General features: G+C 67.0%; 27 protein-coding genes and 1 riboswitch. Of the genes, 14 read left to right on the top strand and 13 right to left on the bottom strand.

Annotation, left to right across the window (positions count from 1 at the left end; genetic code table 11):
- Position 1: 1 nt before the first annotated feature.
- Both L286_RS37235 and L286_RS37230 read right to left on the bottom strand, forming a co-directional pair.
- Entirely contained in the window at positions 2 to 340 is a 339-nt protein-coding gene (locus L286_RS37235) for a hypothetical protein (protein ID WP_021223568.1), read from the bottom strand.
- The gene (locus tag L286_RS37230) at positions 313 to 861 is read right to left on the bottom strand and encodes a J domain-containing protein (protein WP_021223567.1); all 549 of its coding nucleotides are present in this window, start codon (positions 859 to 861) and stop codon (positions 313 to 315) included. Before L286_RS37230 ends, L286_RS37235 begins: the two co-directional genes overlap by 28 nt.
- Before the next feature lie 528 nt (positions 862 to 1389).
- On the opposite strand from L286_RS37230, the gene L286_RS37225 reads away from it, so the two are divergent.
- Positions 1390 to 3723, top strand: a complete 2334-nt coding sequence (locus L286_RS37225) for a patatin-like protein (protein WP_021223566.1) — start codon at positions 1390 to 1392, stop codon at positions 3721 to 3723.
- Positions 3720 to 4328: a hypothetical protein gene (locus L286_RS37220; RefSeq protein ID WP_013040925.1), complete on the top strand. Its 609-nt coding sequence runs from the start codon at positions 3720 to 3722 to the stop codon at positions 4326 to 4328. Before L286_RS37225 ends, L286_RS37220 begins: the two co-directional genes overlap by 4 nt.
- Positions 4329 to 4332: 4 nt before the next feature.
- Here L286_RS37220 and L286_RS37215 read toward each other — a convergent pair whose 3' ends face one another.
- Positions 4333 to 4620: a 4a-hydroxytetrahydrobiopterin dehydratase gene (locus L286_RS37215; RefSeq protein WP_021223565.1), complete on the bottom strand. Its 288-nt coding sequence runs from the start codon at positions 4618 to 4620 to the stop codon at positions 4333 to 4335.
- Between the two features lie 87 nt (positions 4621 to 4707).
- Here L286_RS37215 and L286_RS37210 point away from each other — a divergent pair, with 87 nt between their 5' ends.
- The 4 genes from L286_RS37210 to L286_RS37195 all read left to right on the top strand — a co-directional run bounded on the left by L286_RS37210 (position 4708) and on the right by L286_RS37195 (position 7501).
- Positions 4708 to 5133, top strand: coding sequence for a metallopeptidase family protein (locus tag L286_RS37210; RefSeq protein ID WP_021223564.1), 426 nt, complete (start codon positions 4708 to 4710; stop codon positions 5131 to 5133).
- The gene (gene ccmA / locus L286_RS37205; RefSeq protein WP_021223563.1) at positions 5130 to 5732 is read left to right on the top strand and encodes a heme ABC exporter ATP-binding protein CcmA; all 603 of its coding nucleotides are present in this window, start codon (positions 5130 to 5132) and stop codon (positions 5730 to 5732) included. The genes L286_RS37210 and ccmA overlap by 4 nt, the downstream gene beginning before the upstream one ends.
- Positions 5729 to 6376: a heme exporter protein CcmB gene (locus tag L286_RS37200; protein ID WP_021223562.1), complete on the top strand. Its 648-nt coding sequence runs from the start codon at positions 5729 to 5731 to the stop codon at positions 6374 to 6376. The genes ccmA and L286_RS37200 overlap by 4 nt, the downstream gene beginning before the upstream one ends.
- Positions 6377 to 6604: 228 nt before the next feature.
- Positions 6605 to 7501 carry a DMT family transporter gene (locus L286_RS37195; RefSeq protein WP_021223561.1) on the top strand — a complete coding sequence of 299 codons (897 nt, stop codon included), beginning with the start codon at positions 6605 to 6607 and terminating at the stop codon, positions 7499 to 7501.
- Positions 7502 to 7511: 10 nt separating this feature from the next.
- On the opposite strand, the gene L286_RS37190 is transcribed toward L286_RS37195, so the two are convergent.
- The gene (locus L286_RS37190; RefSeq protein WP_007682458.1) at positions 7512 to 7793 is read right to left on the bottom strand and encodes a chorismate mutase; all 282 of its coding nucleotides are present in this window, start codon (positions 7791 to 7793) and stop codon (positions 7512 to 7514) included.
- Between the two features lie 155 nt (positions 7794 to 7948).
- Between L286_RS37190 and L286_RS37185 the strand changes: the two genes are divergently transcribed.
- The 4 genes from L286_RS37185 to L286_RS37170 all read left to right on the top strand — a co-directional run bounded on the left by L286_RS37185 (position 7949) and on the right by L286_RS37170 (position 12716).
- Entirely contained in the window at positions 7949 to 8977 is a 1029-nt protein-coding gene (locus tag L286_RS37185; RefSeq protein ID WP_007682456.1) for a polyprenyl synthetase family protein, read from the top strand.
- A gap of 124 nt (positions 8978 to 9101) precedes the next feature.
- On the top strand, positions 9102 to 9881 hold the full coding sequence (locus L286_RS37180; protein ID WP_021223560.1) for a TSUP family transporter: 780 nt from the start codon (positions 9102 to 9104) through the stop codon (positions 9879 to 9881).
- A 41-nt stretch (positions 9882 to 9922) separates the two neighbouring features.
- Positions 9923 to 12379 (top strand): ATP-dependent helicase HrpB, encoded by a 2457-nt coding sequence (hrpB, locus tag L286_RS37175; protein ID WP_031293358.1) that lies wholly within the window; start codon positions 9923 to 9925, stop codon positions 12377 to 12379.
- 58 nt (positions 12380 to 12437) lie between these two features.
- Entirely contained in the window at positions 12438 to 12716 is a 279-nt protein-coding gene (locus L286_RS37170; RefSeq protein ID WP_021223558.1) for an ETC complex I subunit, read from the top strand.
- Between the two features lie 29 nt (positions 12717 to 12745).
- Here the strand turns inward: L286_RS37170 and L286_RS37165 are convergent, their stop codons facing one another.
- Positions 12746 to 13270: a Pycsar system effector family protein gene (locus tag L286_RS37165; RefSeq protein ID WP_021223557.1), complete on the bottom strand. Its 525-nt coding sequence runs from the start codon at positions 13268 to 13270 to the stop codon at positions 12746 to 12748.
- A gap of 113 nt (positions 13271 to 13383) precedes the next feature.
- Here L286_RS37165 and L286_RS37160 point away from each other — a divergent pair, with 113 nt between their 5' ends.
- The 3 genes from L286_RS37160 (at position 13384) to L286_RS37150 (ending at position 17107) form a co-directional block, all read left to right on the top strand.
- The gene (locus L286_RS37160) at positions 13384 to 13626 is read left to right on the top strand and encodes an acyl carrier protein (protein WP_007685626.1); all 243 of its coding nucleotides are present in this window, start codon (positions 13384 to 13386) and stop codon (positions 13624 to 13626) included.
- A gap of 149 nt (positions 13627 to 13775) precedes the next feature.
- Positions 13776 to 14993, top strand: coding sequence for a serine palmitoyltransferase (gene spt, locus L286_RS37155; RefSeq protein ID WP_021223556.1), 1218 nt, complete (start codon positions 13776 to 13778; stop codon positions 14991 to 14993).
- A 122-nt stretch (positions 14994 to 15115) separates the two neighbouring features.
- Positions 15116 to 17107 carry an ATP-binding protein gene (locus L286_RS37150; RefSeq protein WP_021223555.1) on the top strand — a complete coding sequence of 664 codons (1992 nt, stop codon included), beginning with the start codon at positions 15116 to 15118 and terminating at the stop codon, positions 17105 to 17107.
- On the opposite strand, the gene L286_RS37145 is transcribed toward L286_RS37150, so the two are convergent.
- Complete coding sequence (locus tag L286_RS37145; protein WP_021223554.1) at positions 17064 to 17945, bottom strand: hypothetical protein; 882 nt, start codon at positions 17943 to 17945, stop codon at positions 17064 to 17066. The genes L286_RS37150 and L286_RS37145 overlap by 44 nt on opposite strands.
- Positions 17946 to 18260: 315 nt before the next feature.
- Between L286_RS37145 and L286_RS37140 the strand changes: the two genes are divergently transcribed.
- Positions 18261 to 18974, top strand: a complete 714-nt coding sequence (locus tag L286_RS37140; protein WP_238559317.1) for a hypothetical protein — start codon at positions 18261 to 18263, stop codon at positions 18972 to 18974.
- A 31-nt stretch (positions 18975 to 19005) separates the two neighbouring features.
- Here the strand turns inward: L286_RS37140 and L286_RS37135 are convergent, their stop codons facing one another.
- The 7 genes from L286_RS37135 to L286_RS37105 all read right to left on the bottom strand — a co-directional run.
- Complete coding sequence (locus tag L286_RS37135) at positions 19006 to 19653, bottom strand: DUF938 domain-containing protein (RefSeq protein WP_021223552.1); 648 nt, start codon at positions 19651 to 19653, stop codon at positions 19006 to 19008.
- A complete protein-coding gene (gene gcvPB, locus L286_RS37130) occupies positions 19650 to 21221 on the bottom strand; it encodes an aminomethyl-transferring glycine dehydrogenase subunit GcvPB (protein ID WP_021223551.1) in 1572 nt (523 codons plus the stop codon). The genes L286_RS37135 and gcvPB overlap by 4 nt, the downstream gene beginning before the upstream one ends.
- Before the next feature lie 154 nt (positions 21222 to 21375).
- Entirely contained in the window at positions 21376 to 22734 is a 1359-nt protein-coding gene (gene gcvPA, locus L286_RS37125) for an aminomethyl-transferring glycine dehydrogenase subunit GcvPA (RefSeq protein WP_031293355.1), read from the bottom strand.
- Positions 22735 to 22780: 46 nt separating this feature from the next.
- Entirely contained in the window at positions 22781 to 23152 is a 372-nt protein-coding gene (gene gcvH, locus L286_RS37120; protein ID WP_021223549.1) for a glycine cleavage system protein GcvH, read from the bottom strand.
- Positions 23153 to 23213: 61 nt separating this feature from the next.
- A complete protein-coding gene (gene gcvT, locus L286_RS37115; RefSeq protein WP_021223548.1) occupies positions 23214 to 24365 on the bottom strand; it encodes a glycine cleavage system aminomethyltransferase GcvT in 1152 nt (383 codons plus the stop codon).
- A 178-nt stretch (positions 24366 to 24543) separates the two neighbouring features.
- Positions 24544 to 24643, bottom strand: a riboswitch (glycine riboswitch).
- A gap of 131 nt (positions 24644 to 24774) precedes the next feature.
- On the bottom strand, positions 24775 to 25932 hold the full coding sequence (locus L286_RS37110) for a deoxyguanosinetriphosphate triphosphohydrolase (RefSeq protein ID WP_031293353.1): 1158 nt from the start codon (positions 25930 to 25932) through the stop codon (positions 24775 to 24777).
- Positions 25933 to 26000: 68 nt separating this feature from the next.
- Positions 26001 to 26617: SPOR domain-containing protein (locus L286_RS37105; protein ID WP_021223546.1), on the bottom strand; the 617-nt coding region annotated here is incomplete at its 5' end.

Here is a 26617-nt window from a genome sequence, read left to right as displayed (position 1 = left end):
TTCAGCCTCGCCTTCCGGCAGGCAGGTTCAGCGCTCCGGCCAGTTCATCCAGATCGGCGCCGGGACGCACCAGCAACCAGTCGCGCGATTGCGCGCCGTCCACGACCGTCACCGCTCCCTTGGGGCAGACGCCCAGGCAATTGACCTCGACGATCCCCGCCGCCGCCTTGCGCCCCTTTTTCAGCGAAAGGTGCCGTCGCAGCGCTTTGGCCAACCGCTCGCCGCCATCGGGACCGAAACCGCCGTCCAGCCTCTTCGAACATTTGCGGCAGACGAGCACCGCATGGTCCCAGTCAGACCGGACGCGATCCTTCAATCCGCCCGCTCCCGCGGTTTCCACGTCCGCCGCTCCTCCGCGGCGCGCAGCACTTCATAGGCGGCCTGGATCGTCTGGAAGCGCACGGCCGCCTGCGCGTCGCCGGGCTTCACGTCGGGATGATATTCCTTCGCCAGACGCCGCCAGCTTTTCTTCACCGCCTCGAAATCGGCGTCATCCTCCAGCTCCAGCGCCTGGAGCGCGTGCATCTCGTCCCGCGAGCGGCTGCCGTCGCCCGGCCCGCCCCAGCCATGATAGGCGCTGTTCTGATAGCCGCCCGCGTCGCGCCGCTCATTGCTTTCGCGCTGTTCGCGCTCCTCCCGGTCGAGGCCCTGAAAATAGTCCCAGTTGCGGTTATATTCCGCCGCGTGGTCGGTGCAGAAATACCAGCGTTCGCGGCTGTTGGGCGATTTGGGCGCGGGACAGTCGCCGGGCCGGTCGCAACCATGCCGGTCGCACAGGCGCACCTGCTGCGCCTCACGCGATGCGCCATAGCTGCGCCAGCGGGGAAAGCCCCAGTCGTTGGATCGGCTGCTTCTTGCCATGGTCCCAAATTAGGCAGGCCGCAGGCAGAACGCCACCCCGGCAGGCAATGAAATTGCGGTTATGGGTGGAAAGCGGACCTATCCTAGTTCCTCCCCATCGGGAGATGGGGAGGGGGACCGCGCAAAGCGTGGTGGAGGGGAATGGGGCACGACCTCCGAAATTTCCCTTCCACTATTCGCTTCGCGGACGGTCCCCCTCCCCATGCTTCGCATAGGGAGGAATTTAGTGGCAGCTAATGACCAATGGCGGACATCAGTTTCCGTCACCCCGGACTTGATCCGGGGTCCCGCTTTCTTTCTGATGCGCGCCCAGCCAAGGCAGCGGAACCCCGGATCAAGTCCGGGGTGACGAATAGGGGGGAGGGGTGACGAATAGGGGGAAGGTCCGCTCTCCACCCAAATCTCTCGGCCCGGCGGCTGTCTTGAATTTGTCCACGCTGCCCAGGCTCCTGCCTTCGCAGGAGCACGTTTCCCCGGAACGGAAACACACCCTCGACAAGTCCATCGCCCTCTGCAACTCTCAACCCCATGAAAGAGCGGGAACTCAGGCTCGCACTGGTCTGCTATGGCGGGATCAGCCTGGCTGTCTACATGCACGGCATCACCAAGGAAATCTGGCATCTGGCCCGCGCCAGCCGGGCGTTCCATGACGGCGTGCCGTCCGGCAACAGCAGCGAGGCGGTCTATCGCAAGCTGCTGGAGGATCTGGAAAAGGCCTGCGGCATCAAGTTGCGGGTGATGCCCGACATCATCGCCGGGGCCAGCGCGGGCGGCATCAACGGCATCTTCCTGGCGCAGGCGATAGAGACGGGCCAGTCGCTGGACCCGCTGACCGACATGTGGCTGGACAATGCCGATGTCGAAAAGCTGCTGGACCCCGACGCTCGTCCGGCGCGGCGGATCACCAAATTCTGGGCGACGCCGCTCGTCTGGATGGCGGCGCGGCATCCGGGCGACACGGTCGAGCGCACCGTCGCCCCCGACACTCGGGAGGAGGTGCGGCACAAGCTGTCCCACTTTATCCGTTCCCGCTGGTTCGAACCGCCCTTCGGCGGGGACATCTTCACCGCCATGATCCTGGACGCCTTCGACGCGATGGAGGCGACCGGGCACGGCCCCGCGCTGCTGCCGCCCGGCCATCCGCTGGACCTGTTCGTCACCGTCACCGATTTCGAGGGGCATCCGCAAAGCCTGAACCTCAACAGCCCGCCCCAGGTGGTGGAGACGGAGCATCGCCTCTCCATCGGCTTTCGCGCCCGCGGCCATGGCGAGCGCAACCTTGCCGATCCCGCCGAACTGGTCTTCGCCGCCCGCGCCACGGCCAGCTTCCCCGGCGCTTTCCCGCCCTTCACCGTGCGCGAGCTGGACAGGGTGCTGAAACGCCGTCATCGCGCCTGGCCGACGCGGGACGCCTTCCTGGCGCGCGCGCTGCCCCGCCATGCCGCGCGGGGCCGTGCCGAGGATGCGGTGCTGATCGACGGTTCGGTGCTGGCCAACGCCCCCTTCGCCCAGGCCATCGGCGCGCTCAGGAACCGGCCCTCCCGGCGGGAGGTCGACCGGCGCTTCGTCTATATCGATCCCAAGCCGGGCCATCGCTCGATCCAGCTCAATCGCCACGGCGAGGCGGAGGACGCGCCCTCGGGCGCGGATGCGCCGCTGCCCGGCTTCTTCCGCACCATCTTCGGCGCGCTCAGCGACATTCCCCGCGAACAGCCGATCCGCGACAATCTGGACGCCATAGACCGGCACAGCGCCCGCATCCGCCGCATGGCGCGCATATTGAACGCGCTGCGGCCGGGCATAGAGGCGGAGGTGGAGAGCGCCATCGGCGGCATGCTGTTCCTGGACCGGCCGACGCCGGCCCGGCTGTCCGCCTGGCGCAGCAAGGCGCAGCAGCGGGCGGCCGGTTCCGCCGGTTTCGCCTTCCCCGCCTACGGACATCTGAAACTCTCCGGCATCGTCGAGGATCTGGCCGACCTGCTGTTCCGCCTGAGCGGGGAGGAAAGCCCGCTGATGCGCGAAAGCTACCGCCAGGCGCTGTGGGGCCATGTGCGCGCCGTCGGCGCGGACCGGCTGACGGAGGATGTCGGTCCCGCCTCCGCCCCGGTCGGCTTCTTCCGCCAGCACGACCTGTCCTTCCGCATCCGCCGCCTGCGTTTCCTGGCCCGGCGGCTGTCCGAAACGCTGGAGGTGGAGGCGACCGCCGACGACGCCGTCATCCAGAAGATGCACGACGCCATCTACGCCGCCCTGTCGCACTATACCGAATGCGAGGGCGCCGACTTCTACAATGGGGAGATCAAGGCCGCGGCCGGGCAAGTCCCCAACGATCCGGGGGCCGCGCTGGAGGCGGTCGCGCGGCTGCGCGGCCTGCGCGAACGGGACGAAGCGGCGGACATGATGCTGGCCGAAGCCCTGGCGGCGCTGCCCAAGGCGGCGCGTCGGACCATGCTGCTCGCCTATCTGGGCTTCCCCTTCTACGACATCGCCACCCTGCCGCTGCTGCAAGGCCATGGGATGGACGAATATGACCCGGTCAAGGTCGACCGCATCTCGCCGGAGGATTGCGGCGCGATCCGCTCCGGCGGGGCGGAAGCGACGCTGAAAGGCATAGAATTCAACAATTTCGGCGCGTTCTTCAGCCGCGCCTATCGGGAGAACGACTATCTCTGGGGGCGACTGCATGGGGTGGAGCGGCTGCTGGATATCGTAATTTCGGCATGTCCCGCGGCAAGCCGTCTTTCCCAGGAGGCCGTGCATCAATATAGGCGAACCGCTTTTCTGGCGATTCTCGATGAAGAGGAGAAGCGGCTGGACCATGCCGCCGACCTGATCGCCGGCTTGAGAGAGGAGATCGGGTGAACGCAGGCAAGACGCTGTTTCCGATGCTGGCGCTGGCGCTGGTCGCCGGTTGTTCTCCAGGCTCCAACGGACAGAGCGGCGCAAAGGCGGAGGAACGGCCGGGCGAGCCCCGTGAGGCCGTCGGTTCCCTCGCGATGCCCGACATGCCTCCGCGCCGCGAAGAGGCGGCAGAGGCGCTTCCCGCGTCTTCCGGCATTGACGCCGCGCCTTTGCACGCTGGCGAAAAGGGCGCCGGACGGCTGGCGGACGCCGGCGCGGCGAGCGCCGCGCCCCTGCAGCTGCTGCCGATGAAGCCTTCGGTGGTCAACATCCCCCCGCCGCCCTATGTCCCGGACCTGCCGCCGTCGGACGGGGCGGCCGACCTCCAGCCCTTTCCCGATGAAGTGACGCGCTACATGGTCGACCGCGACGGGTGCGACCATTTCCGCGGCGAGGAAGCCTATGATGCGGAACGGCTGGCCTATTTGCAGGACAATATCGCCGCGCTCTGCACCGGCACCGATGCGCGGCTGGCGCTGCTGCGGCACCGCTACGCCCATGACCCGGCGGTCATGTCCGCGCTCAGCGGCTATGACGACCGGATCGAAGGGAACGCATCGCAATAGAAGCCTATAGAAGGGCGTCGATCCGAGCGGCCAGCTCGACGTCCCGGCGCGACAGGCCGCCTGCATCATGGGTGGTCAGGACGATGTCTACCCGGTTGTAGACGTTCGACCATTCGGGATGATGGTCCGCCTTTTCCGACAGCAGCGCCACCTGCGTCATGAAGCCGAAGGCGGCCGTGAAATCCCGGAAGGCGAAAAGGCGGCGGATGCCGTCCGGATCCTGCACCGGCGTCCATTCCGGCAGTTGCCTCAGCGCCAGCGCGCGTTCCTCCCCGTCCAGTTTCGCGATCATCTGTCTTTTCCCGTCCCTTGCCCGGCCGATTCCTGGCGGCGTTAACTCATTTTCCCAAGCGTCGGCGGTTTGCAGACGATTCGGAACATGCTTTATGTCTCTCCCATGGACGATGCCGGTCAACAGCCCCGATTTGCGCCGACGCGCGAGGATATAGAAAGCCTGGCGCTGGCGGCCCTGTCGCGCCTGCCCGAACCGTTCCGATCGCACCTGTCGAACGTCGTGCTGTTCGTGGAGGAATTTGCCGATCCGCAGGTGCTCAAGGAAATGGAGATCGACGATCCCTTCGGCCTCACCGGCCTCTACACCGGGCGGCCGGTCGGGGAAGCGGCGCAGACCGGCGACCTGCCGCCGACCGTCCACCTGTTCCGCCGGCCGCTGCTGGACGAATGGGTGGAAACGGGCGTGCCGCTCGACATGCTGATCACCCATGTGGTGGTGCATGAGATCGGCCATCATTTCGGCCTGTCCGACATCGACATGCATGTGCTGGAGGACATGGTCACCCTATGAGCCGGGCGGGATTGCACCTGTCGGGCGTCGCCTGCGCGCGCGGCGGGCGGCTGCTGTTCCGGGGCGTCGACCTGGCGATGGAGCCGGGCGGCAGCGCGTTGCTGAAGGGACCGAACGGCATCGGCAAGTCCAGCCTGATCCGGATCTGCGCCGGGCTGCTGCGCGCGACCGCCGGAACGGTCGCGCGCCATGGCCGGGTCGCGATGACGGACGAGCGGCTGGCGCTGGACATGGAACAGCCGCTCGAAGCAGCGCTGCGCTTTTGGGCGCGACTGGATGCCGCGGCGCCCATGGCGCTGGACGCGGCGATGGCGGCGATGGCGCTGGAACCGCTCCGCCAGGTGCCGGTGCGCATGCTGTCGACCGGGCAGCGCAAGCGCGCCGCGCTGGCGCGGGTGATCGCGAGCGGTGCGCCGATCTGGCTGCTCGACGAGCCGGGCAACGGGCTGGACGAGGCGGCGCTGGACCTGCTGGGGCAGGCGGTCGCGGGGCATCTGGCAAAGGGCGGCATGGTGGTCGCCGCGTCGCACCAGCCGCTGCCGCTGGCTAGCCCGGTCGTCCTGGCGATGCAGGACCATGCATGGGTGGAGGAGGCATGACCATCCTCCTGGCGCTGGCGGCGCGCGATTTGCGGCAATCCTGGCAATCCGCCGGGCTGTGGCTGCCGGTCGCATTCCTGTTGCTGGTCGCCAGCCTCTACCCCTTTGCCGTTGGCCCCGATGCGGCGCTGCTGCGGCGGAGCGGCGGCGGCATGCTGTGGATCGCGGCGCTGCTCGCCAGCCTGCTGCCGGTGGACCGGCTGGTGGCGCCGGACCGGGACGCGGGCGTGCTCGACCAGATCGCGCTGCGCGGCATCGGGGAAGAGACGGTCGTGCTCGCCCGGCTGGTCGCGCATTGGCTGGGCTTCGGCCCGGCGCTGATGATCGCGACCCTGCCCGCCGCCGCGCTGTTGAAGCTGGACGCGGCGACCATAGGCTTGCTGGAGGCGGGATTGCTGATCGGCACGCCCGCCCTGGCGGCGCTGGGACTGCTGGTGGCGACGCTGACGGCCGGATTGCGCTCCAGCGGCGCGCTGGCCGGGTTGCTGGCCCTGCCGCTTGCCGTGCCGTTGCTGATCTTCGGCGCGGGGACGCTGGGCGACGGCAGCGGCGCCGCACTCAAATTCCTGGGCGCGGCCTCCCTGCTGCTGGTCGCGATCACGCCCTTCGCCGGCGGCGCGGCCCTTCGCGCCGGACGGGAATGAAGCGGGTTCGGTTGGAGAGCGGACTTTCCCGATTTCGTCACCCCGGGCTTGACCCGGGGTCCCGCTGCCTTTTCCAGCCGGGCACTCAGAAAGAAAGCGGGACCCCGGATCAAGTCCGGGGTGACGGTGGGGCAATGTCCGTTATTGGCCAACCCCAACCACCCCCACCGCTTTCCTGACCCATCGCACACCTCGACAGGCGGACGCCGATAGGCCAAAGGCCGGCGCATGATCGTTGGCCTCGCTTCCCTTCTGTTCGTCCTTATCTGGTCGACCGGCTTCATCGTCGCGCGGGCGACGGTGCCGCATGCGACGCCGGAGTTGATCCTGGCCGTGCGGCTGGCGCTGACGACGACATTGCTGGGCGGCGCGGCGTTCCATGCGCGGCAGGCCCTGCCGCGCGGGCGGCGACTGGGGCTGCACCTGGCGGCCGGCGCGATGCTGCACGGCTTCTACCTGACGCTGAGCTGGTGGGCGGTGAACAACGGCATGCCCGCCGGCGTCATGGCGCTGCTGGGATCATTGCAACCGCTGATGGTGGCGGTGGCGAGCGTGGCCTTCCTGGGCGACCGGCTGCCGCAGCGCGCCTGGGTCGGCCTGGCCGCCGCGATCATCGGCGTGGGGTGCGTATTGCTGCCCGCGATCGAGCGGTCAGGCGCCGGATCGATCGCGGTCGGCCCGGCGGTCGCGGCCGTGTTCGCCGTGCTGAGCATGGCGGGCGGCACGCTGATCCAGCACGGATCGATAGCGGGCGACGGCATCGCGATTTCCGGGGCGGTGCAGAATGGCGGCGGCGCGATGATCGCCATCGCGGCTACGCTGTTCGTCGGGGACTATCGCTGGGACGGCTCACCCATGCTGTGGATCGGCCTCGCCTGGTCGGTGCTGGCGCTATCGACCGCCGGACTGTCCTTGCTGGTATGGCTGGTGCGGCACCAGGGACCGACGCGCATGTCGATGCTGTTGCTGCTGGTGCCCCCGCTCGCGGCGGTCGAGGCGTGGCTGCTGTTCGGGGAGCGGCTGGGTCCGGTTCAGCTTATCGGCTTCGCGCTGGCGCTGGGCGGGGTGATGCTGGGCCGGTCGACGCGGCCCGCGCGCGACCGGGACATCGCCGAACCGGCTTAGGCTGTAATATTCAGCCCTCGCGCAGCCTTTCATGGTGGCGGATCACCTCGTCGATGATGAAGCGCAGGAATTTCTCGGTGAAATCGGGGTCCAGATGGGCGTCGGTGGCGAGTTGGCGCAGGCGCGCGATCTGGCGTTCCTCCCGACCCGGATCGGCGGGGGGCAGGTCGTGGGTCGCCTTATGCTCGCCCACCGCCTGGGTGATCTTGAACCGCTCGGCCAGCATGAAGACCAGCGCCGCGTCGATATTGTCGATGCTCTCGCGATAGCGCTTCAAAGTCTCGTCCACCATGGTCCTCCAGCAGAGCATCGCCAGGAAAAGCGGGTACGGGTTTTCCGCCCGAGCGATGCGTCATCCAATATCGGGGGCTTTTTGCCTCTTCCGCGGCGTCAGGCAAGCTATTCCCGCTTGCCTTTAGCATTTCGCGCCGCCACATGGCGCTTGTCATGACAGCATCCGCCACCGGCAATGTCCATCCCATCGGCCGCGCCAGCAGCGCGCCTTCGCTCGCCCCCATGATGGCGCTGGTCGCCGAGGGCATGAACCAGGTGAACGCCGTCATCCTGGACCGGATGCAGTCGCGCATCCCGCTGATCCCCGAACTGGCCGGCCATCTGATCGCGGGCGGGGGCAAGCGGATGCGGCCGATGCTGACGCTCGCCTGCGCCGATCTGGTCGGCTATGCGGGGTCGCGCCACTACAAGCTGGCCGCCGCGGTCGAGTTCATCCACACCGCGACCCTGCTGCACGACGATGTGGTCGACGGATCGGGGCTGCGCCGGGGCCGCAAGACCGCCAACATCATCTGGGGCAACAGCGCCAGCGTTCTGGTGGGCGATTTCCTCTTCTCCCGCTCCTTCGAACTGATGGTCGAGGCGGAGTCGCTGAAGGTGTTGAAGATCCTCTCCAACGCATCGGCCGTGATCGCGGAGGGCGAAGTCAACCAGCTTACCGCCCAGCGCAAGATCGACACCAGCGAAGAGCAATATCTGGACATTATCGGCGCGAAGACGGCCGCCCTGTTCGCCGCCGCCTGCCGCATTTCCGCCGTGGTGGCCGACCGCGACGAGGCGGAGGAGCAGGCCCTGGACGTCTATGGCCGGAACCTCGGCATCGCCTTCCAGCTTATCGACGACGCCATCGACTATGAATCGGACGGCGCGACCATGGGCAAGGATGCGGGCGACGATTTCCGCGACGGCAAGGTGACGTTGCCGGTCATCCTGGCCTATGCGCGGGGTTCGGACGAGGAACGCGCCTTCTGGAAGGCGGCGATTGCGGGCAACCGGGTGAGCGACGAGGATCTGGCCCATGCGACCGGCCTGCTGCGCAAGACCGGCGCGATTGCGGACACGCTGGCGCGGGCGCGGCACTATGGCCAGCGGGCCATCGACGCGCTCGGCATGTTCGACAATGGCAAGGCCAGGGCGGCGCTGACCGAAGCGGTCGAGTTCGCCATTGCGCGCGCCTATTGAGGGAACAGGCGGCCGGTTCGTTTGAGTTTGGTGTTCCTGCGAAGGCAGGGACCCAGTTCAGACGGCAGGACCGGGTTCCTGCCACACATACCCTTCTTCATTCAGCAAGACCAAACCGCCGCTTATGATCCCCTCCCCTGAAACCATCGCCTTCCTGATGGCCGCGGCGTTGATCGCGGGGTGCATCGACGCGATGGCGGGCGGCGGCGGGCTGATCGCGATGCCCGCCTTGCTGGCCGCCGGAATCCCGCCCGTGGCCGCGGTCGCGACCAACAAGCTGCAAAGCTCGCTCGGCACGTTCGGCGCCTGCGTCGCCTATGCGCGGGCGGGACATATGGATTTGAAGGCCTATCGCTGGCCCATATTCGCGGCGTTCGCGGGATCGGTCGGCGGCGCCTGGCTGGTGCAGAGGGTCGATCCGTCCATCCTCGCCGGACTGATGCCCGCATTGCTGATCGCGCTGGCGGCCTATTTCACCTTCTCGCCCAAGGTCGGCGAAATGGACCGGCACCAGCGGGTCGGCATGGTCGCGCTCAGCCTGCTGATCGGCGTCATCGGCTTTTACGACGGTTTTTTCGGACCGGGCGCGGGGGCCTTCTACGCCACCATCTTCATCGCTCTCGGCGGCCTTGGCCTTGTGCGCGCCACGGCCCAGACCAAGGCGGCCAATTTCGCCAGCAACCTGGCCGGACTGATCACCATGATCGCGGGCGGCCATGTGATCTGGATCGTCGGGCTGGCCATGGCGGTGGGCAGCATCACCGGCGGGCAGATCGGTTCGCGGCTGGCCATGCGCTTCGGCAGCCGGCTGATCCGGCCGCTGCTGATCATCCTGTCGCTGGCGCTGACCGCCAAGATGCTGCTGGACCCCAAAAACCCGATCCATATTCTGTTGTTCGGCTGAATCATTGCGTTGAGGCGCGAATGGCGCGAGAGGAAGCGGCGATGACCGCCCTGCCCATCCATGCCGTGTTGCCCGACCTGCTCGCCGCCTTGCGCGAAGGGAGCAATGCCGTGCTGGTGGCCCCGCCGGGCGCGGGCAAGACGACCGCCGTCGGACCCGCCCTGCTGGACCAGCCCTGGTGCACGGGCCAGGTCCTGCTGCTCTCCCCCCGGCGGCTGGCGGCGCGGGCGGCGGCGGAGCGGATCGCCGAACTGATGGGCGAGGATGTCGGCGGCACCGTCGGCTACGCGACCCGGATGGATTCGAAGGTTTCGAAGGCCACGCGGCTGCTGGTCCTGACCGAAGGCATTTTCGTGCGGCGGATTCAGGACGATCCGGAGCTTTCGGGCGTCTCCGCCATCCTGTTCGACGAAGTGCATGAGCGCAGCCTGGACAGCGATTTCGGGCTGGCCCTGGCCCTCGACGCGCAAGGCGCGCTGAGGCCCGACCTGCGGATCGTACCCATGTCGGCTACGCTGGATGGCGCGCGTTTCGCGGCCCTGCTCGACGGCGCGCCCGTGGTGGAGAGCGAAGGCCGCATCCAGCCGCTGGCGTTACGCCATGTCGGGCGCGCATCGGAAAAGCGGATCGAGGAGGAGATGGCGGCGACCATCCGCCGGGCGCTGAGCGAGGAGGCGGAGGGCGACCTGCTCGCCTTCCTGCCCGGCGTGGCGGAGATCGAACGGACGGCGGAACGGCTGGAGGGCGCGGGGGTGGAGGTGCACAAGCTCCACGGCTCGCTCGACCCGGCGGCGCAACGGGCGGCGATCCGCCCCTCGCGGGAGGGACGGCGTAAGGTGATCCTCGCCACGTCCATCGCGGAAACCAGCCTGACCATCGACGGCGTGCGGATCGTGGTGGATAGCGGTCTGGCGCGGCGGCCGCGCTACGACCGGGCGGCGGGGATCACCCGGCTGGTGACGGAGCGGGCGAGCCAGGCGGCGGCGACCCAGCGGGCGGGCCGCGCGGCGCGACAGCGGCCGGGCGTCGCCTATCGCCTCTGGGAAGCGGCGGCGACCGCCGGCATGCCGCCCTTCGACCCGCCGGAGATATTGGAGAGCGACCTGTCGAGCCTGATCCTGGATTGCGCGCTTTGGGGGGTGGGCGATCCGGGCGAGTTGCGTTGGCTGGACCCGCCGCCCGCCGCCGCCGTGGCGGAGGCGCGCAGACGGCTGACGGCGCTGGAGGCGTTGGACGAGGGCGGACGCATCACCGCCCATGGCAAGGCGCTCGCCGCCCTGCCGCTGGAACCGCGCATCGGCCATATGCTGGTGCGGGCGGGCGAAATCGGACTGGCGGAGGTCGCGGCGGAGGTTGCCGTGCTGCTGAGCGAACGGGGAATCGGCGGGCAGGATACGGACCTGACGCAGCGACGAATGCGCTGGCGGCGTGAGAGCGGCAAGCGCGCCGATGCGGCGCGGGCGATGGCGAGACGATGGGCGAAGCTGGTTCCACCGCCTGCGGCCAAGGGAACCCTTGGCGTGGAGCATGGCCATGAAACCGGCCTCTGTCTCGCCCTCGCCTTCCCGGATCGCGTTTCCAAGCGCCGCTCCGCCGACGGCGCGGACTGGGCAAGCGTCGGCGGACGCGGCTTCCGGCTCGATCCGCTCAGCCCCCTGGCGCGGGAGGAATGGCTGGCGGTGGGCGAAGTGCAAGGCAGCGCGGCAGGCGCCCGCATCCTCTCCGCCGCGCCGATCGGCGAGGCAGAGGTGATCGCCCTGTTCGCGGCCCGGATCGCGGAGCATCGCACCGTGCGATTCCGGGCCGCCAATGGCGGGATAGAGGCGTTGCGCGAAAGGCGGCTGGGCGCGGTGCGGCTCTCCTCCGGCTCTGATGACCGACCCGATCCGGATGCCGTGGTTGCAGCCCTGACCGACGGCGCGCGGCAGGGCGGGCTGGACCTTCTCCCCTGGTCCGACGCGGCGCGATCGCTCAGGATGCGCGCTGCCTTCGCCGGCGTGGAGGCGCTGTCGGATGCCGCGCTGATGGAGACGCTGGACGAATGGCTCCCCCCGCTGCTGCAAGGCAGGCGCCGTCTCTCCGACATCGACCGTTCGCAGCTTTCCGGCGTGCTGGAAGGGCTGATCGGCTGGGACGGCAAGCAGCGGGTCGACCGGCTCGCCCCGCCCGAATTCCGCTCCCCCGCAGGCAGCGGCCATGAGATCGATTATGCAGCGGAGGGCGGCCCCCGCGTCGAACTGCGCGTCCAGGCCCTGTTCGGCCTCAACGAGCATCCGGTGGTCGGCAGCGCGCGCGTTCCGCTGGTGCTTTCCCTCACCTCGCCGGCCGGCCGGCCGATCCAGACGACGCGCGACCTCCCCGGCTTCTGGGCGGGCAGTTGGAGCGCGGTGGCGAAGGAAATGCGCGGCCGATACCCCAGGCATCCCTGGCCGGACGATCCGGCGGCGGCCAGCGCCACGCTGCGCACGAAACGCGCCGACGCCAAGGGGAAGCCTTGACTTCGATCCATTCGCTGGTGCAACGCAACCCGATCTTCCCTCAGGAGTCTTCCTCGCGATGAGCGCGCGCATCTATCAGATCCAGAAGAACGCCATGCAGTCCGGCAAGGCGCTGACCCGCAAATGGGTGCTGGAATATGTGGCGGCCGAAGCGAAGAAGCCCGATCCGCTGACCGGCTGGGCGGGCTCGGGCGACACGAAGCAGCAGATCAGGCTGAGCTTTTCTTCCGAGGAAGCCGCACGCGCCTATGCGGAGCGCGAAGGCATCGCCTATACGGTAATCCCGACGGCACCGAAGACGTTGAAGATTCAGGCCTACGCGGACAATTTCCGGTAATTTGCGGGGGCATTCGCCCCCCTTCCCCGTCAACGCCACCCCAGCCCCAAATCCACCACCAGCGCGACAAAACTCGTCACTACGCCCGCTAGGAACAGCCGGTAGGCATAACCCAGCCAGCGATATTTCCGCCGCTGGAGCACCTGCCCGTTCTGGTACATGTCGCGCAGCATCGCCCGGCACAGCGCGTCGTCGTCCGACACCAGCCGCATCATCCGGTCGCTGAATTCCGCCTCGCTGAGGCTGGTGAAGATGCCGAAGAACAGCAGATTGTCGTCCGTTCCCACATCCCCGCGCGACCGGCCGACGCTGGGCAGCACGGCCATGATCGCGCAGGTCGCGGCCAGGAACACGCCCACCGCCAGCACCGCCACCGGCCAGACCAGCGCCCCTGACCGCAACTGCGCGACGCAAAGCGTGAAGATCACCATCGACGCGCCGATCAGCATGTTCGCCTTCTGGTCGGCCATCTGGCTCAATTGCATATTGGTCTGCACCGCCGTGCGCAGCAGGTGGATCGCATTGGGCACCGGCGCATTCACCCCGTCGGCCATAGTCTCCCTTCCCCTTTTTTCGCGACAGTCATGCCCGATTGCCGCCTTATTCCCTTGCCAAAGAGCGACGCTTGAGGGCAAAAGCCGCTCTTTCACGGAAAGCACCACGGATAATGACGGATCGCCAGCCAATTTTCGACAGCGTTTTGAGCCAGATCGCGCCTTTCAACAAAAAGGGCGTCGAACTGACCGAAGCCACCACCTTCGCGGGCGATCTGGAATGGGACAGCCTGACGGTGATGGATTTCGTCGCCGCGATCGAGGACGAATTCGACATCATCATCACCATGAACATGCAGGCCGAGATCGAGACCGTCGGCCAGCTCGTGGACGCCGTGGCGAAGCTGAAGGGCTGAAAGCCGCCTGACTTTTATTGCCGTTCGTCCTGAGTAGCCATTGAGCCTGTCGAAATGGCGCATCGAAGGACAGGGACCGGCGCAGGGCGCTTCGATACGAGGCCTTTGCCTTCCCACCTAACTCAGCACGAACGGGTCGAGGAACCAATATGACGACGCAAACCCGCGACCTCTTCTCCAAATTCGACCCCCTGATCGCCGAGCGCGAGGCGCTACTGGCGACAGGCGTGCGCGATCCCTTCGCCATCGTCATGGACGAGGTGAAGTCCCCCACCCAGGCGGTGATCAAGGGCAAGGACACGATCCTGCTTGGCACCTACAACTATATGGGCATGACCTTCGACCCGGACGTCATCGCCGCGGGCAAGAAGGCGCTGGACGATTTCGGTGCGGGCACCACCGGCAGCCGCCTGCTGAACGGCACCTATCAGGGCCATAAGGAAGTCGAGGAAGCGCTCAAGGACTTCTACGGCACCAGCGGCGCGATGGTCTTCTCCACCGGCTATCAGGCCAATCTGGGCATGATTTCCACCCTGGCGGGCAAGGGCGACTATGTCGTTCTGGACGCCGACAGCCACGCCTCAATCTATGACGGCTGCTTCCTGGGCGATGCGGAGATCGTCCGCTTCCGCCACAACAGCGTGGAGGATCTGGACAAGCGCCTGGGCCGCCTGCCCGCCGACGCACTGAAGCTGGTGGTTCTGGAGGGCGTTTATTCGATGCTGGGCGACGTCGCGCCGCTGCCGGACATGGTGGCTGCCGTGCGCAAGCATCCCAATTGCATGATCCTGGTGGACGAGGCGCATGGCATGGGCTTTTTCGGCCCCAATGGCCGCGGCGTCTATGAGGAGCAGGGCGTCGAGAAGGAGGTCGATTTCGTGGTCGGCACCTTCTCCAAGTCGGTCGGCACGGTCGGCGGCTTCTGCGTGTCCAACCACCCGAAGTTCGAGGTGTTGCGCCTGGTCTGCCGTCCCTATGTCTTCACCGCGTCGCTGCCGCCCAGCGTCGTCGCCACCGCCGCGACGTCGATCCGCAAGCTGATGCATGCGGGCGAGAAGCGCGCCCATCTGTGGAAGAACAGCCAGCGGCTGCACAAGGGCCTCACCGACCTCAGCTTCAGGCTGGGCACGGAAACGCCGCAGTCCGCGATCATCGCGGTCATCCTGACCGACCAGACCCAGGCGGTGGCCATGTGGCAGACGCTGCTGGAGCTGGGGCTCTACGTCAACATGGCGCGCCCCCCGGCGACCCCCGCCGGAACCTTCCTGCTGCGCTGTTCGCTTTGCGCGGAACATAGCGATGAACAGGTCGGCCAGATCATCGCCATGTTCGAGGCCGCGGGCAGGGCCACGGGCGCGATCGGCTGATCGCGCCTTCCCGTCGACACCGCGACCGGACGGGCATTTAACGCGATGGAATTTGCCGCAAAAGCGGAACCTTTCACCTACGGCATTTCTCCGTTAATATTGTTCATCTAGTGTAACTGTCGATGGCGGACGGGTTTTTCATGGATGAACATGCGACAGGGTGGCGGGCGTTCGTGGCGCGCTTCCTGCCGCTGGTGCTCGTCATCCTGCTGGTTGGTTCTCTCGGCACGCTGCTCTACAGCGCCAGCCACGCGGCCCGCGACCATGAGCGCGCGTTGAAGGAACAGCGCCGCAGTTTCGAGGTGATCGCCCTCGCCCGCGCTTTCGAGGCGAAGACGGCGCGGGCCGAAGTGACTCTGGCCCGCTATGTCATCAGCCTGGACCCCGATACCGGCCGCCTGTTCCAGGACCAGTGGCGCACCGCCGCAAGCCAGCTCAAGACGCTGAACTACACCACCCGCCATTCCGACTGGCAACGCGGCAATGTGATGGCGTTGCAGGCGGCGTTCGAACAGCGCGGCAAGACGCTGAGCGAGATCGGCCTGCGCACCACCTACGACCAGAAGATGGCGGCGCTCGCCCAATTCCATCAGGCCGGCAAGTCCCGCGACCTGATGCGCATCACGGCGCTGCTGGACCGGGTCATCCAGGCGGAAAACGCCCGGTTGCAGGAACGCAGCCAGGCCGTGTCGCTGGCGGGGGACCGCAATGCATGGTTCGGCAAGACGTCCCAGCTTTTCGGGCTGGTGCTGCTGGTCTGCGTGCTGTTCGCGCTCTGGTTCGCCAATGCCGCCTATAGCGAGCGGCGCAATGCGCGCAGGCAGGCGGACGACGAGGCGGAGCGCGCCGACCGGCTGGAGGAGGCCGTCGCCACCCGCACCGCCGAATTGTCGGACGCCTATGAACGGCTCAAGAAGGAGACCGCCGAGCGCGCCGCCGCCGAGGAAAATCTGCGCCAGATGCAGAAGATGGACGCGGTGGGCCAGCTGACCGGCGGCATCGCGCACGACTTCAACAACATGCTGGCGGTGGTGGTCGGCGGGCTGGAACTCGCCAAGCGCAAGCTGCGCCTGAAACCGCAGGAGGCGAACCGCCATCTCGACAATGCGATGGAGGGCGCAAACCGCGCCGCCGCGCTGACCCGCCGCCTGCTGGCCTTCGCCCGGTCGGAACCGCTGCTGCCCAGCGCGGTGGATCCCGATGCGCTGGTGGCCGGGCTGTCCGACCTGATCGACCGATCGATCGGGGACCAGATCACCATGGCCTTCGAAAATGAGGCGAAGGGTTGGCGGATCTTCGTCGACCAGCATCAGATGGAAAATGCGATATTGAACCTGTGCGTCAACGCCCGGGATGCGATGGACGGACGGGGTCGCCTGATCATCCGGACCGGGCAGGTCCAACTCGCCCACCATGAGGTTGGCGAATGCGCCGGCGGGGAATATGTAACGCTCAGCGTCAGCGACGACGGTTGCGGCATGACGCCCGAAATCCTCTCCCGCGTGTTCGAACCCTTCTTCACCACCAAGCCGGTGGGCAAGGGGACGGGCCTCGGCCTCAGCCAGATTTTCGGCTTCGTGCACCAGAGCGAGGGCGAAATCCGCATCGAATCCGAACCCGGCAGGGGCACCAGCGTCCACCTCTATCTGCCCCGCCATATCGGCGCGGAAGGCGAGGACGCGATGGATGCGCCCGCGCTGGACCGGGAACCCGTGCTTCATCCCCCGACCCGCATCCTGGTGGTGGAGGACGACCCGCGCGTCCTCAACCAGACGATGGCGGCGCTGGCCGAACTGGGCCACCTGCCCGTCGCCTGCGACCATCCGTCCAAGGCGGTGAAGCTGCTCGCCAGCCATCGCGACATCGGCCTGATCGTCAGCGACGTGCTGATGCCCGACATGACGGGGCCGGAAATGGTCCGCACCCTGCCCGCCGTCTACGCGCACCTGCCGGTGCTGTTCGTCACCGGCTATGCCGGCGACACGGCCGAAAGCGCGGATTTCGGCGGGCATGAAGTGCTGCGCAAGCCCTATACGCTGACCGTCCTGGCACAGGCGCTGTCGAATGCGCTCAGCGGATCGCACCACCCCGGAACAGCCGCGGCAGCAGAGTGAGCGCGCCGATCAGCGGCCAGCGGCGCTGCCATGGCTTGATCTGTATCGCGGTGCCCGCATGGCGGTTGATCTTCCACGCCAGATAATCGATGCCGCCGGCATAGGTGAAGCTGGCCTTGGCGAGGCGGACGACGGACAGCCATTTGCCGCGCCTTTGCAGCACCCGCCAGCGGGCAGCCGCCTGATCCGGCTCCGGCGATGGCGGCAGGCCCTGGGCCAGCGCGGCGTCCCCGAAACGCCGATAGCGATCCGGATCGGCATCGACGATGGAAAGCGACCGGCCCTTCCGCTCGGCCCGCAATTCCGCGCCATAGGTCAGGGCGAAACCCGTCCGCCAGAGCGACAGCGCGTCCTGCTCCTGCGCCATGGGGCGGGCGAGCGAGAGCAGGGTCGGGGTGGCGCCGGCGACGGCGGCGATGGCGCGCTGGCGGGCCAGGTCGTCCGCCGCCCAGAGCAGCCGCGCAGGCTGGGCAAAGCGCGCCCAGACAGAGACATTGTCGGCGGCCGGACTGTTCAGCCGCGCAAAGTCGGCCTCCGACAGCACGGCATATTTGGCGATCAGGCCATTATGCTCGAAGGGGAAGACATTGGGCGGGATCAGCCGGTTGGCGGTGGCGAGCCAGCGCTTTCCATAGGCGGCGCGATAGTCCGACACGATCAGGTAGAAATCCAGCATCAGCCCGTCGAGATTCTTCTCCCGCAGACAAGAGCCGTAGAAGAGCACGGCCCGCGAAGCTGCGGGATATTGGGCGGCGAGCGCGCCCGCCATCGCCGCAGCGCGCGGGTCGGCGGGCGCGGCGAGTTCGGCGGTGACGAGGGAGAGGAGGGTCTGGGGCATTCATTCCGTTCGGCGCACGCCGTGCCCTCGCGAAGGCGGGAGCGCAGTTCCGGCGTTCGATCTGGCGTCCTGCCTTCGCAGGAGCGGGGGTGACTTTCAAGTCCGCCGTCCGAATATCGGGGACGGTTCATTCGCGGGAGGGCGGGGCGAACGCCATTGCATCCAAATCCGACCGAAACCCGATCCCCGCGCCAAGCGTTTCGCTTGCGCAATGTCTTGATCTATGCGCTTATTCTTCCATCGAGGGAGTGATCTATGACCGACAGCCAGGATGCCGAAATGCGAACCCACGACCGCCGGAACGCTTTGGCGGCGATGGCCGCCATCGCCGCTGGCGTCGGCTTGGCGTCGGAAGCGTCCGCGCAGATCATCAAACGCACGGATTTGGGAGGGATCGATCCTTTCGACCCCACCAATTTCGTGCCTATCGAGCCGATTCAGGTTCCCAAGGTCAAGATATTCGACGGAACGACCGAGGCGGAGGTCTATTGGGCATCGCTGGCCGAAAAGAAAAGACGCGCCCTGCTGTCGAATCAGGATGCGAAGGTCACTGTCGAAAAGGTGAATGACGGCGGTAGCCTGACATTCCTGACGGGCGCGCTGACCGGCGAAAAGGGCCGCTATCGCGTCACTGTCGACTATATGCGGTTCATGCAGGACAGCATCATGATGGACGGGAAAACGGCCGGCCGCGCAAAAGTAGGCGTGGGACTTCGCGTGATCGCGAACATCAACACGAAGAAAGCCGGACTGAATCTGAACGGCCTGTTCCCGATTGGCTTCAACGCTTCGACCGATGCGCTTTCGGGAGATTTGGAGGTCAAGACCATCGGATTAAATTCGGATCAAATCTCCAAACTGATCACGACTCCATCGGAATTGAACCAGACGTCGATCACCAAGGCGCTTGAGGCGATGGGAGCCGTTCGCGTCCTCGTTGATGCCGAAACCACGGAAAGCGTCCCTCATATATTGGCGGTCAGCCGGAATGTGCGGAATACGCCCGATCTGATCAAATTCCTCGGTTGAACCTCGCCGATTCAGTTCCCGGCCGTTTCGATCAGGACCGGCGCGAACGGTAAATCAGGATGAGATTGTTGGCCGGCATTTCCATCCGCCGGACTTGCGCAAGGCCGAATGCCTCGCCGACCCTATCGAGATCGGCGACATCGCGAAGCCCCCATTCGGGGTTACGCGCCTTCAGCGAGCGATCGAACGCCCTATTGGTCGGAGCCGTTTCGACGTCGGCTTCAAGGAAGGGGCCATAGATTATCAGCGGAGCGCCGGCGGGCAGCAGTTTAGCGCGTCCTTTGAACAGCCCGGCGGTGGCCGCCCACTCGCTGATGTGAACCATGTTGATGCACAGGACTGCGTCAGCCGCTTCCACCGGCCAGTCGGCGGCTGCATCCAGCCGGATCGGTGGACGCACATTGGCAAGGCCCGCTTCCTCCCGCCATGCCTCTATGGAGGCGAGCGCCGCCGGATCGGGATCGCTCGGCTGCCAGTCGAGTGCGGGCAAGGCCGCGGCGAAATGGACTGCATGCTCGCCGCTGCCGCTCGCCACCTCCAGCACGAGGCCGGAGGATGGCAATTCCTCGCGCAGCACCGCCAATATGGCGTCGCGGTTGCGCGCCGTCGCCGGCGCGTGGCGCTTGCCCGCAGAGGCAGAGCCGGAACCGGGTTCCCACGGTTCCGGCCTGTCCGTCATTCGGCGGCTTCCGCCAGTTCCGGCTCTGTCCAGGTCAGGACCGGCTTGCGGGCGGCCAGCGTCTCGTCCAGGCGGCGGCGCGGGGCGAAATAGGGCGCGCCCTTCAGCGCCTCGTCGCCCGCCTTGGCGCGTTCCGCCAGGCTGCGCAACGCGAGGATGAACTGGTCCAGCGCGGCCTTGCTTTCCGTCTCGGTCGGTTCGACCAGCATCGCGCCGTGGACGACCAGCGGGAAATACATGGTCATCGGGTGGAAGCCCTCGTCGATCAGCCCCTTGGCGATGTCGAGCGTGGTGAAGCCTTCGGCCAGTCCCTTGTCGCTGAACAGCGCCTCATGCATGCAGGGGCCGCTGCCGCCGAAGGGGGCATCCAACACGTCATCCAGGCTGCGCAGGATATAGTTGGCGTTCAGCACGGCGTCGCTCGCCACCTGCCGCAGGCCGTCCGCGCCGTGGCTGAGGATATAGGTCAATGCGCGGGTGAACATGCCCATCTGGCCATGGAAGGCGACCATGCGGCCGAAGGTCTGGCCATGATGGTCTTCCGCCGTCTCTTCCTCGACCAGCACGAACCTGTCGCCCTGCTTTTCCACGAAGGGCAGCGGCGCGAAGGGCGCCAGCGCCTCCGACAGGACCACCGGGCCGGAGCCCGGGCCGCCGCCGCCATGGGGCGTAGAGAAGGTCTTGTGCAGGTTGATGTGCATCGCGTCGACGCCCAGGTCGCCGGGGCGGACCCGGCCGACAATGGCGTTGAAGTTCGCGCCGTCGCAATAGACGAAGGCCCCGGCGGCGTGCACCGCGTCGGAAATCGTCTTCATGTCCCGCTCGAACAGGCCGCAGGTATTGGGGTTGGTGATCATCACCGCCGCGACATCGGGGCCGAGGCGGGCCTTGAGCGCCTCCAGATCGACGCGGCCGTCCGGGGTCGCCGGAATATCCTCGACCTTGTAGCCGCAGAAGGCGGCGGTGGCGGGGTTGGTGCCGTGCGCGCTTTCGGGGACCAGGATGACGCTGCGCGCATCGCCGCGCGCTTCCAGGGCGGCGCGGATCGCCAGCAGGCCGCAAAGCTCGCCATGCGCGCCCGCCTTGGGGCTCATCGCGACGGAATGCATGCCGGTCAGCGTCACCAGCCAGGCGGCCAGTTCATGGATCACCGCCAGCGCGCCCTGCACCGTCGATTGCGGCGCAAGCGGGTGGAGATCGGCGAAACCGGGCATCCGCGCCACCTTCTCGTTCAGGCGCGGATTATGCTTCATCGTGCAGGAGCCGAGGGGGAACAGGCCAAGGTCGATGGCATAATTCTGGCGGCTGAGGCGGGTGTAATGGCGCACCGTCTCCTGCTCCGACAGGCCGGGCAGGCCGATGCCGTCGGTGCGGGCGAGGTTGCCCAGGCGGCTGGCGACCTTGGGCGCTTCGGCGAAATCGACGCCGGTGGTCTCGGTCGAGCCGATCTCGAAGATCAGCGCCTCCTCCAGCATCAGCGCGCGGTTGCCAGTGGCGGTCGCGGGGGCCGCATCGGCTTCGTTCAGGGCTTGCGGCGCGGTGGGGCGGCCTTCCTTCAGCATGGTCATGCCGCAATCTCCTTGATCCAGATGCCGTTCGCTTCGAGCGAAGTCGAGAAGCGGCAAGCGCACTCATATCGTTTCTCGACCTTGGCCCGTCCTGAGCGCCTGCCTTGGCAGGCAGTCGAAGGGCTCGAAACGAACGGAGGTTGGTCGGTATGTGTCATGCCAGCTCCTCCTCAAGCGCCTTGGCAAAGGCTTCGACATCCTCCGCGGTCACGGTTTCGGTGACGGCGACGACCAGCCCGTTGCCGATCTCCGGCGCATCCGGAAACAGGCGGCCCAGCGAGACGCCGCCCAGAACCCCCTTGTCCGCGAGGTTGCGGACGACTTCGCGAGCGTCCTTCGACAGGATCAGGGTGAATTCGTTGAAGAAGCTGTCGTTGAGCAGCGTGACGCCGGGCACCTGGGCCAGACGGTCGGCGGCCTGAACGGCGAGGGCATGGTTGAGCGCCGCCAGTTCCCGCAGCCCCCTTTCGCCCAGCAGCGTCATATGGATGCTGAACGCCAGCGCGCAGAGGCCGGAATTGGTGCAGATGTTGGACGTCGCCTTTTCACGGCGGATATGCTGTTCGCGGGTCGAAAGGGTCAGCACGAAGCCGCGCTTGCCCACCGCGTCCACCGTCTCGCCGCAGAGGCGGCCCGGCATCTGGCGGACATATTTCTGCTTGCACGCGAAGAGGCCGAGATAAGGCCCGCCAAATTGCAAGCCGACGCCGATGGACTGGCCCTCGCCCACGACGATGTCCGCGCCCATATGACCCGGCGCCCGACAAGCGCCCAGCGCCACAGGCTCCGTGACGACCGCGACCAGCAGCGCGCCCACCGCATGGGCGGCGTCGGCCAGCGGCGTCAGGTCGGCGATGCGGCCCAGAATGTCGGGATATTGGACGACGACGCAGCTTGTATCCTTGTCGATCCCGGCGATCAGCGCGTCGATGTCGGGCGCGGCGTCCAGCGTCGGCGCCTGATGCACCAGCGCGTCGCCGGTGAACTTCGCCATGGTGTTGGCGACCGAGACATAATGGGGATGCAGGCCGGACGAGAGGATCGCCTTGCCGCGCTTGGTGATGCGGCGGGCCATGCCGATCGCTTCCCAGCAGGCGGTCGACCCGTCATACATGGAGGCGTTGGCGACGTCGCAGCCCAGCAGGCGCGCCACCTGCGTCTGGAATTCGAACAGCACCTGGAGCGTGCCTTGCGCGATTTCCGGCTGATAGGGCGTGTAGGCGGTCAGGAACTCGCCGCGCTGGATCAGATGATCGACGCTGGCGGGGACATGATGGCGATAGGCGCCCGCGCCCAGGAAGAAGGGCGCTTCCCCCGCCGACAGATTCTTCCGCGCAAGGGCCGCCATGTGCCGCTCGACCGCCAGTTCGCTGGCATGGTCGGGCAGGCCGGCGATCTTGCCGGGAAGCCGGGCTTCGACGGGAACGTCCACGAACAGGTCGTCGACCGACGATGCGCCGATGACGGTCAGCATGTCCTGCCGGTCAGTGTCGGTAAGGGGTAGGTAGCGCATTTTCCAAAACTCCCCCCTCCCTGGAAGGGAGGGGCTTATGATTTGCTCAAAGGCTCGCCACGAACTTCTTGTAGGCGGCTTCGTTCATCAGGCCTTCCAGTTCGCTCGCATCAGTGACGCGCAGCTTGAAGAACCAGCCATCCTCTTCGGCATCGCTGTTCACCAGCGCGGGTTCGTCCTCCAGCGCGCTGTTGGTTTCGACCACTTCGCCCGAAATAGGCGCATAGACGTCCGACGCGGCCTTGACCGACTCCACCACGGCGGCGTCGTCGCCCTTTTCGAAGGCCGTGCCCTCGGCGGGCAGTTCGACGAACACGATGTCGCCCAACTGCTCCTGCGCATAGTCGGTGATGCCGACGGTAGCGATTTCGCCCTCGACATCGATCCATTCATGTTCGTCGGTGAAATAACGGCTCATAATTTACTTCCCTCCGAGTGATTTGCTTGAAAATCGCGACCAATCAGAAACCAGAAAGGACTCAGGCTTTGCGGCGATAACGGTGCGGAACGAACGGCATCTGCGCAACCTCCGCCGCGATGCGCTTGCCGCGCACTTCGATCTCCAGCGCGGCGCCGATCGCGCTGTGCGGCAGGCTGACCCAGCCCATGGCGATCGGCGCGCCCACGGTCGGCGCGAAGCCGCCGGACGTGACCTCGCCCACCCGCGCGCCGCCAGCAAAGATAGGCGCGCCCTCGCGCGCGGGCAGGCGACCCTGGATCCTCAGGCCCACGCGCTTCGAACCCGGCCCGTCCGCCAATTCCTTCATCACCCGCGCATGGCCGATGAAGCCGCCTTCTTCGCGCCTGCGCTTCTGGATGGCGAAGCCCAGATCGGCGCCGATGGTGCTGACGGCAGGCGTCAGGTCATGGCCGTAGAGCGGCAATCCCGCCTCCAGGCGCAGCGAATCGCGTGCGCCAAGCCCGATCGGCTTCACCTGCGGCAACGCGCAGAGCGCATCGGCGAGCAGAGCGGCATCGGCGGCGGGAACGCTGATCTCGAAGCCGTCCTCGCCGGTATAGCCCGACCGGCTGATCCACAGCGGAACGCCGCGCCAGGTGAAGAGACCGGATTGCATGAAGATCAGATCGGCGGTTTCGGGGATCAGCGTGGCCAGCGCCTCCCCCGCCTCCGGACCCTGCAAGGCGAGCAGGGCCTGCTCGTCCATGTGGTTCATCACCACTTCGTCGGGCAGATGCTCGATCATCCAGCCCATGTCGTCATATTTGGTCGCGCCGTTGACCACCATATAGATGTCCGCGCCGCCGAAAGCGCCGTCCCCCAGGCGGGAGACCATCAGGTCGTCCAATATGCCGCCTTCTTCGTCGAGCAGCATGGAATAACGCTGGCGAAAGGGCTTCAGCCCCTTGATGTCGCTGGGCAGCAGGATTTCCAGCGCGTCGTCCACGCCCTCGCCGGAGAAGCCGAGCTGGCCCATATGGCTGACGTCGAACAGCCCGGCATGTTCGCGAGTCCAGACATGTTCGGCCATGATGCCTTCATATTGGATCGGCATGTGATAGCCCGCAAAGCCGACCATGCGCGCGCCCCTGGCGCGGTGCCAGCCATCCAGCGGCAGGTCCTGCAACGGCAATTCTTCTTCGATATGGGCGATGTCGTCATTGCCGGACATGAGGGGCGGCCTTTCCATGCGAGGGTCATTGGCGACAGACGCGCCCGTCCGGAGTCGGACTCATCGCGTTTGCCACCCCCTCTGTCACGGAACCTGAGAGCTTTGACCACCGGCCAGGCGACCGGATGGCTTACCCCTTCGGTGGGACGGAATGAACCGTCCGCTTTCCAGAGTGCCTGCCCATGATGCGGTCCATTGGCCTGAGAGATTCCGGGGCGGTTGCTCCTTCGGCGACGGGCTGGCCTGAAAGGCCTCCCATGCTCTCCCGCATCAAGTCCGATAGCCGAATCCACGGCACCGGCGACAGTTCCGCATTGCGTGAAACGCGCCGCGCCGTCAATCGCTCAATCGGCGCGTTCCTCTTTTGCCGGCCGTTCGGCCCTATGCGCCCGGCCTGCCGCCGTCCGCCTCAGGCCAATGCCGCTTCGCCGAAAATCTCGGCATGACGCTTTTCGGCGTAGCGGTCGGTCATGCCGGCGATGAAGTCCGCTATATGGCGGCTGCGCCGGGGTTCGAAAGTCGCGCAATCGTCGCGCCACTCCTGCGGCATCAGCGTCGGGTCCGCCTGATAGGCGCGGAACAGGTCGGTCACGATCACGCGCGCCCGGTCGGCCGCCGCCAGTTGCGAAGGGTGGTGGTAGAGCGTCGCATACATGAAGCGCTTGAGGTCGCGCTCCTGCGCGGCGAGTTCGGGCGAAAAGCCGACCAGCGCGCGCCCGGCCCGGCGGACGTCGTCGACGCTCTCCACGCCCGCCGCCGCGATATTGGCGCGGGTGGCGGCGATCAGGTCGTTCGCCATCACGCCGATCTGCTCCCGCACCAGTTCGCGCAGCAGGCGATCCTGCGCCACATCGGGATAGCGCGCGCGAACCCGGTCCCAGCAGCCCTTCACCAGCGGCACGCTCAAAAGCTGGTCCAGCGTCAGCAGGCCGGCGCGCAGCCCGTCATCGATGTCGTGATTGTCATAGGCGATGTCGTCCGCAATCGCCGCCAACTGCGCCTCCAGCGACGCATGGCTGGCAAGGTCGAGCGGGAACAGCGCGTCCACCTCCCGCATTGCCCAGCCGGGCCGCGTGACCGGGCCGTTATGCTTTGCCAGCCCCTCCAGCATCTCCCAGCTCAGATTGAGGCCGCAGAATAGAGGATAGGGACTTTCCAGCAGCATCAGCGTGCGCAGCGTATGGGCATTATGGTCGAAGCCGCCATGCGCGTCGAGCGCCGCCTCCAGCGCGTCCTCCCCCGCATGGCCGAAGGGCGGATGGCCGATGTCATGCGCCAGGCACAGCGCTTCGGTCAGGTCTTCGTTGAGGCCCAGCGTCCGCGCCGTCGTGCGGCCGATCTGCGCCACCTCCAGGCTGTGGGTCAGGCGGACGCGGAAATGATCGCCGTCGGGCGACACGAACACCTGCGTCTTGTGGCGCAGGCGGCGGAAGGCGATGCTGTGGATGATGCGGTCGCGGTCCCGCTGGAACATGTCGCGTGGCCCCCGCACCTCCCCGCCGGGTTCGGCGTGGAGGCGGCCCCGGCTGCGGCCGGGATGCGAGGCATAGGGTGCAAGCAGCGTCATGCCGCGCCCTTTAAAGTCCTTTTCGGCCATTGCCGAGTCGTTCGATGTGCCCGCCGTGGTAAATCGCCTTATTTGGCCGGGAGCCGCTCGACCACTTCCCCGGCATCGCTTTTCCAGGCGAACACGTCCGCGCCCGCCGCCTTCAGCTTGTCCTCCAGCGTCCTGGCCCGCGTGAAGCTGCTGAACGGCCCGACAAGCAGGCGATTGGTGCGGCCCCAGCTCGCCACCCAGGCGTCCTGCGGTTCGAGCGACGCATATTTCTTGCGCAACCCCTTCATGGTGAAGGCCAGCGCGCCCTTGTTCGCACCCGTACCCACCTGGAGCCAGCTGCGCGAGGGATTGGCGGCAAGGCGCGCCTTTTCCTCGGCCGCCTTCTTCTTTTCCTCGGCCAGTTGCTTGGCCTTGGCATCCGCTTCGGCCTTCGCCTTGGCGGCGGCGGCCTTCTTCGCCTTGTCCGCGGCGGCAGCCGCCGCCGCGTCCCGCTCGGCGCGGCGGGCGGCCTGGATTTGGGCGATCTCCGACAGGTCGACCGCGACGACGCTCGACTGGCGCTCGGATTCGGGCACGTCGATGGCGTGGATGATGTCCGCCAGCGAACGGGTGACGGCCGGGTCGATCTGCTGCTGCGGCGGGGGCGCTGGGGCCGGCGTCGCGGCGGCCAGTGGGGCGGGGGGCGCCGTCTCGC

Source organism: Sphingobium sp. HDIP04, assembly GCF_000445085.1.
Taxonomy (GTDB): Bacteria; Pseudomonadota; Alphaproteobacteria; order Sphingomonadales; family Sphingomonadaceae; genus Sphingobium; species Sphingobium indicum.
Note: the sequence above shows the minus strand (reverse complement) of the source record. Positions and strands in the feature narration are given on the sequence as shown.

Coding starts and splice junctions, on each gene's coding strand:
- L286_RS37160 (WP_007685626.1), top strand. CDS start 13,384: ATGACGGATCGCCAGCCAATTTTCGACAGCGTTTTGAGCCAGATCGCG.
- L286_RS37140 (WP_238559317.1), top strand. CDS start 18,261: ATGGCCGCCATCGCCGCTGGCGTCGGCTTGGCGTCGGAAGCGTCCGCG.
- hrpB (WP_031293358.1), top strand. CDS start 9,923: ATGACCGCCCTGCCCATCCATGCCGTGTTGCCCGACCTGCTCGCCGCC.
- L286_RS37150 (WP_021223555.1), top strand. CDS start 15,116: ATGGCGGACGGGTTTTTCATGGATGAACATGCGACAGGGTGGCGGGCG.
- L286_RS37200 (WP_021223562.1), top strand. CDS start 5,729: ATGACCATCCTCCTGGCGCTGGCGGCGCGCGATTTGCGGCAATCCTGG.
- L286_RS37170 (WP_021223558.1), top strand. CDS start 12,438: ATGAGCGCGCGCATCTATCAGATCCAGAAGAACGCCATGCAGTCCGGC.
- gcvH (WP_021223549.1), bottom strand. CDS start 23,152: ATGAGCCGTTATTTCACCGACGAACATGAATGGATCGATGTCGAGGGC.
- spt (WP_021223556.1), top strand. CDS start 13,776: ATGACGACGCAAACCCGCGACCTCTTCTCCAAATTCGACCCCCTGATC.
- L286_RS37210 (WP_021223564.1), top strand. CDS start 4,708: ATGCTTTATGTCTCTCCCATGGACGATGCCGGTCAACAGCCCCGATTT.
- L286_RS37225 (WP_021223566.1), top strand. CDS start 1,390: ATGAAAGAGCGGGAACTCAGGCTCGCACTGGTCTGCTATGGCGGGATC.
- gcvT (WP_021223548.1), bottom strand. CDS start 24,365: ATGTCCGGCAATGACGACATCGCCCATATCGAAGAAGAATTGCCGTTG.
- ccmA (WP_021223563.1), top strand. CDS start 5,130: ATGAGCCGGGCGGGATTGCACCTGTCGGGCGTCGCCTGCGCGCGCGGC.
- L286_RS37185 (WP_007682456.1), top strand. CDS start 7,949: ATGACAGCATCCGCCACCGGCAATGTCCATCCCATCGGCCGCGCCAGC.
- gcvPA (WP_031293355.1), bottom strand. CDS start 22,734: ATGCGCTACCTACCCCTTACCGACACTGACCGGCAGGACATGCTGACC.
- gcvPB (WP_021223551.1), bottom strand. CDS start 21,221: ATGACCATGCTGAAGGAAGGCCGCCCCACCGCGCCGCAAGCCCTGAAC.
- L286_RS37190 (WP_007682458.1), bottom strand. CDS start 7,793: ATGGTGGACGAGACTTTGAAGCGCTATCGCGAGAGCATCGACAATATC.
- L286_RS37180 (WP_021223560.1), top strand. CDS start 9,102: ATGATCCCCTCCCCTGAAACCATCGCCTTCCTGATGGCCGCGGCGTTG.
- L286_RS37110 (WP_031293353.1), bottom strand. CDS start 25,932: ATGACGCTGCTTGCACCCTATGCCTCGCATCCCGGCCGCAGCCGGGGC.
- L286_RS37165 (WP_021223557.1), bottom strand. CDS start 13,270: ATGGCCGACGGGGTGAATGCGCCGGTGCCCAATGCGATCCACCTGCTG.
- L286_RS37230 (WP_021223567.1), bottom strand. CDS start 861: ATGGCAAGAAGCAGCCGATCCAACGACTGGGGCTTTCCCCGCTGGCGC.
- L286_RS37145 (WP_021223554.1), bottom strand. CDS start 17,945: ATGCCCCAGACCCTCCTCTCCCTCGTCACCGCCGAACTCGCCGCGCCC.
- L286_RS37135 (WP_021223552.1), bottom strand. CDS start 19,653: ATGACGGACAGGCCGGAACCGTGGGAACCCGGTTCCGGCTCTGCCTCT.
- L286_RS37195 (WP_021223561.1), top strand. CDS start 6,605: ATGATCGTTGGCCTCGCTTCCCTTCTGTTCGTCCTTATCTGGTCGACC.
- L286_RS37215 (WP_021223565.1), bottom strand. CDS start 4,620: ATGATCGCGAAACTGGACGGGGAGGAACGCGCGCTGGCGCTGAGGCAA.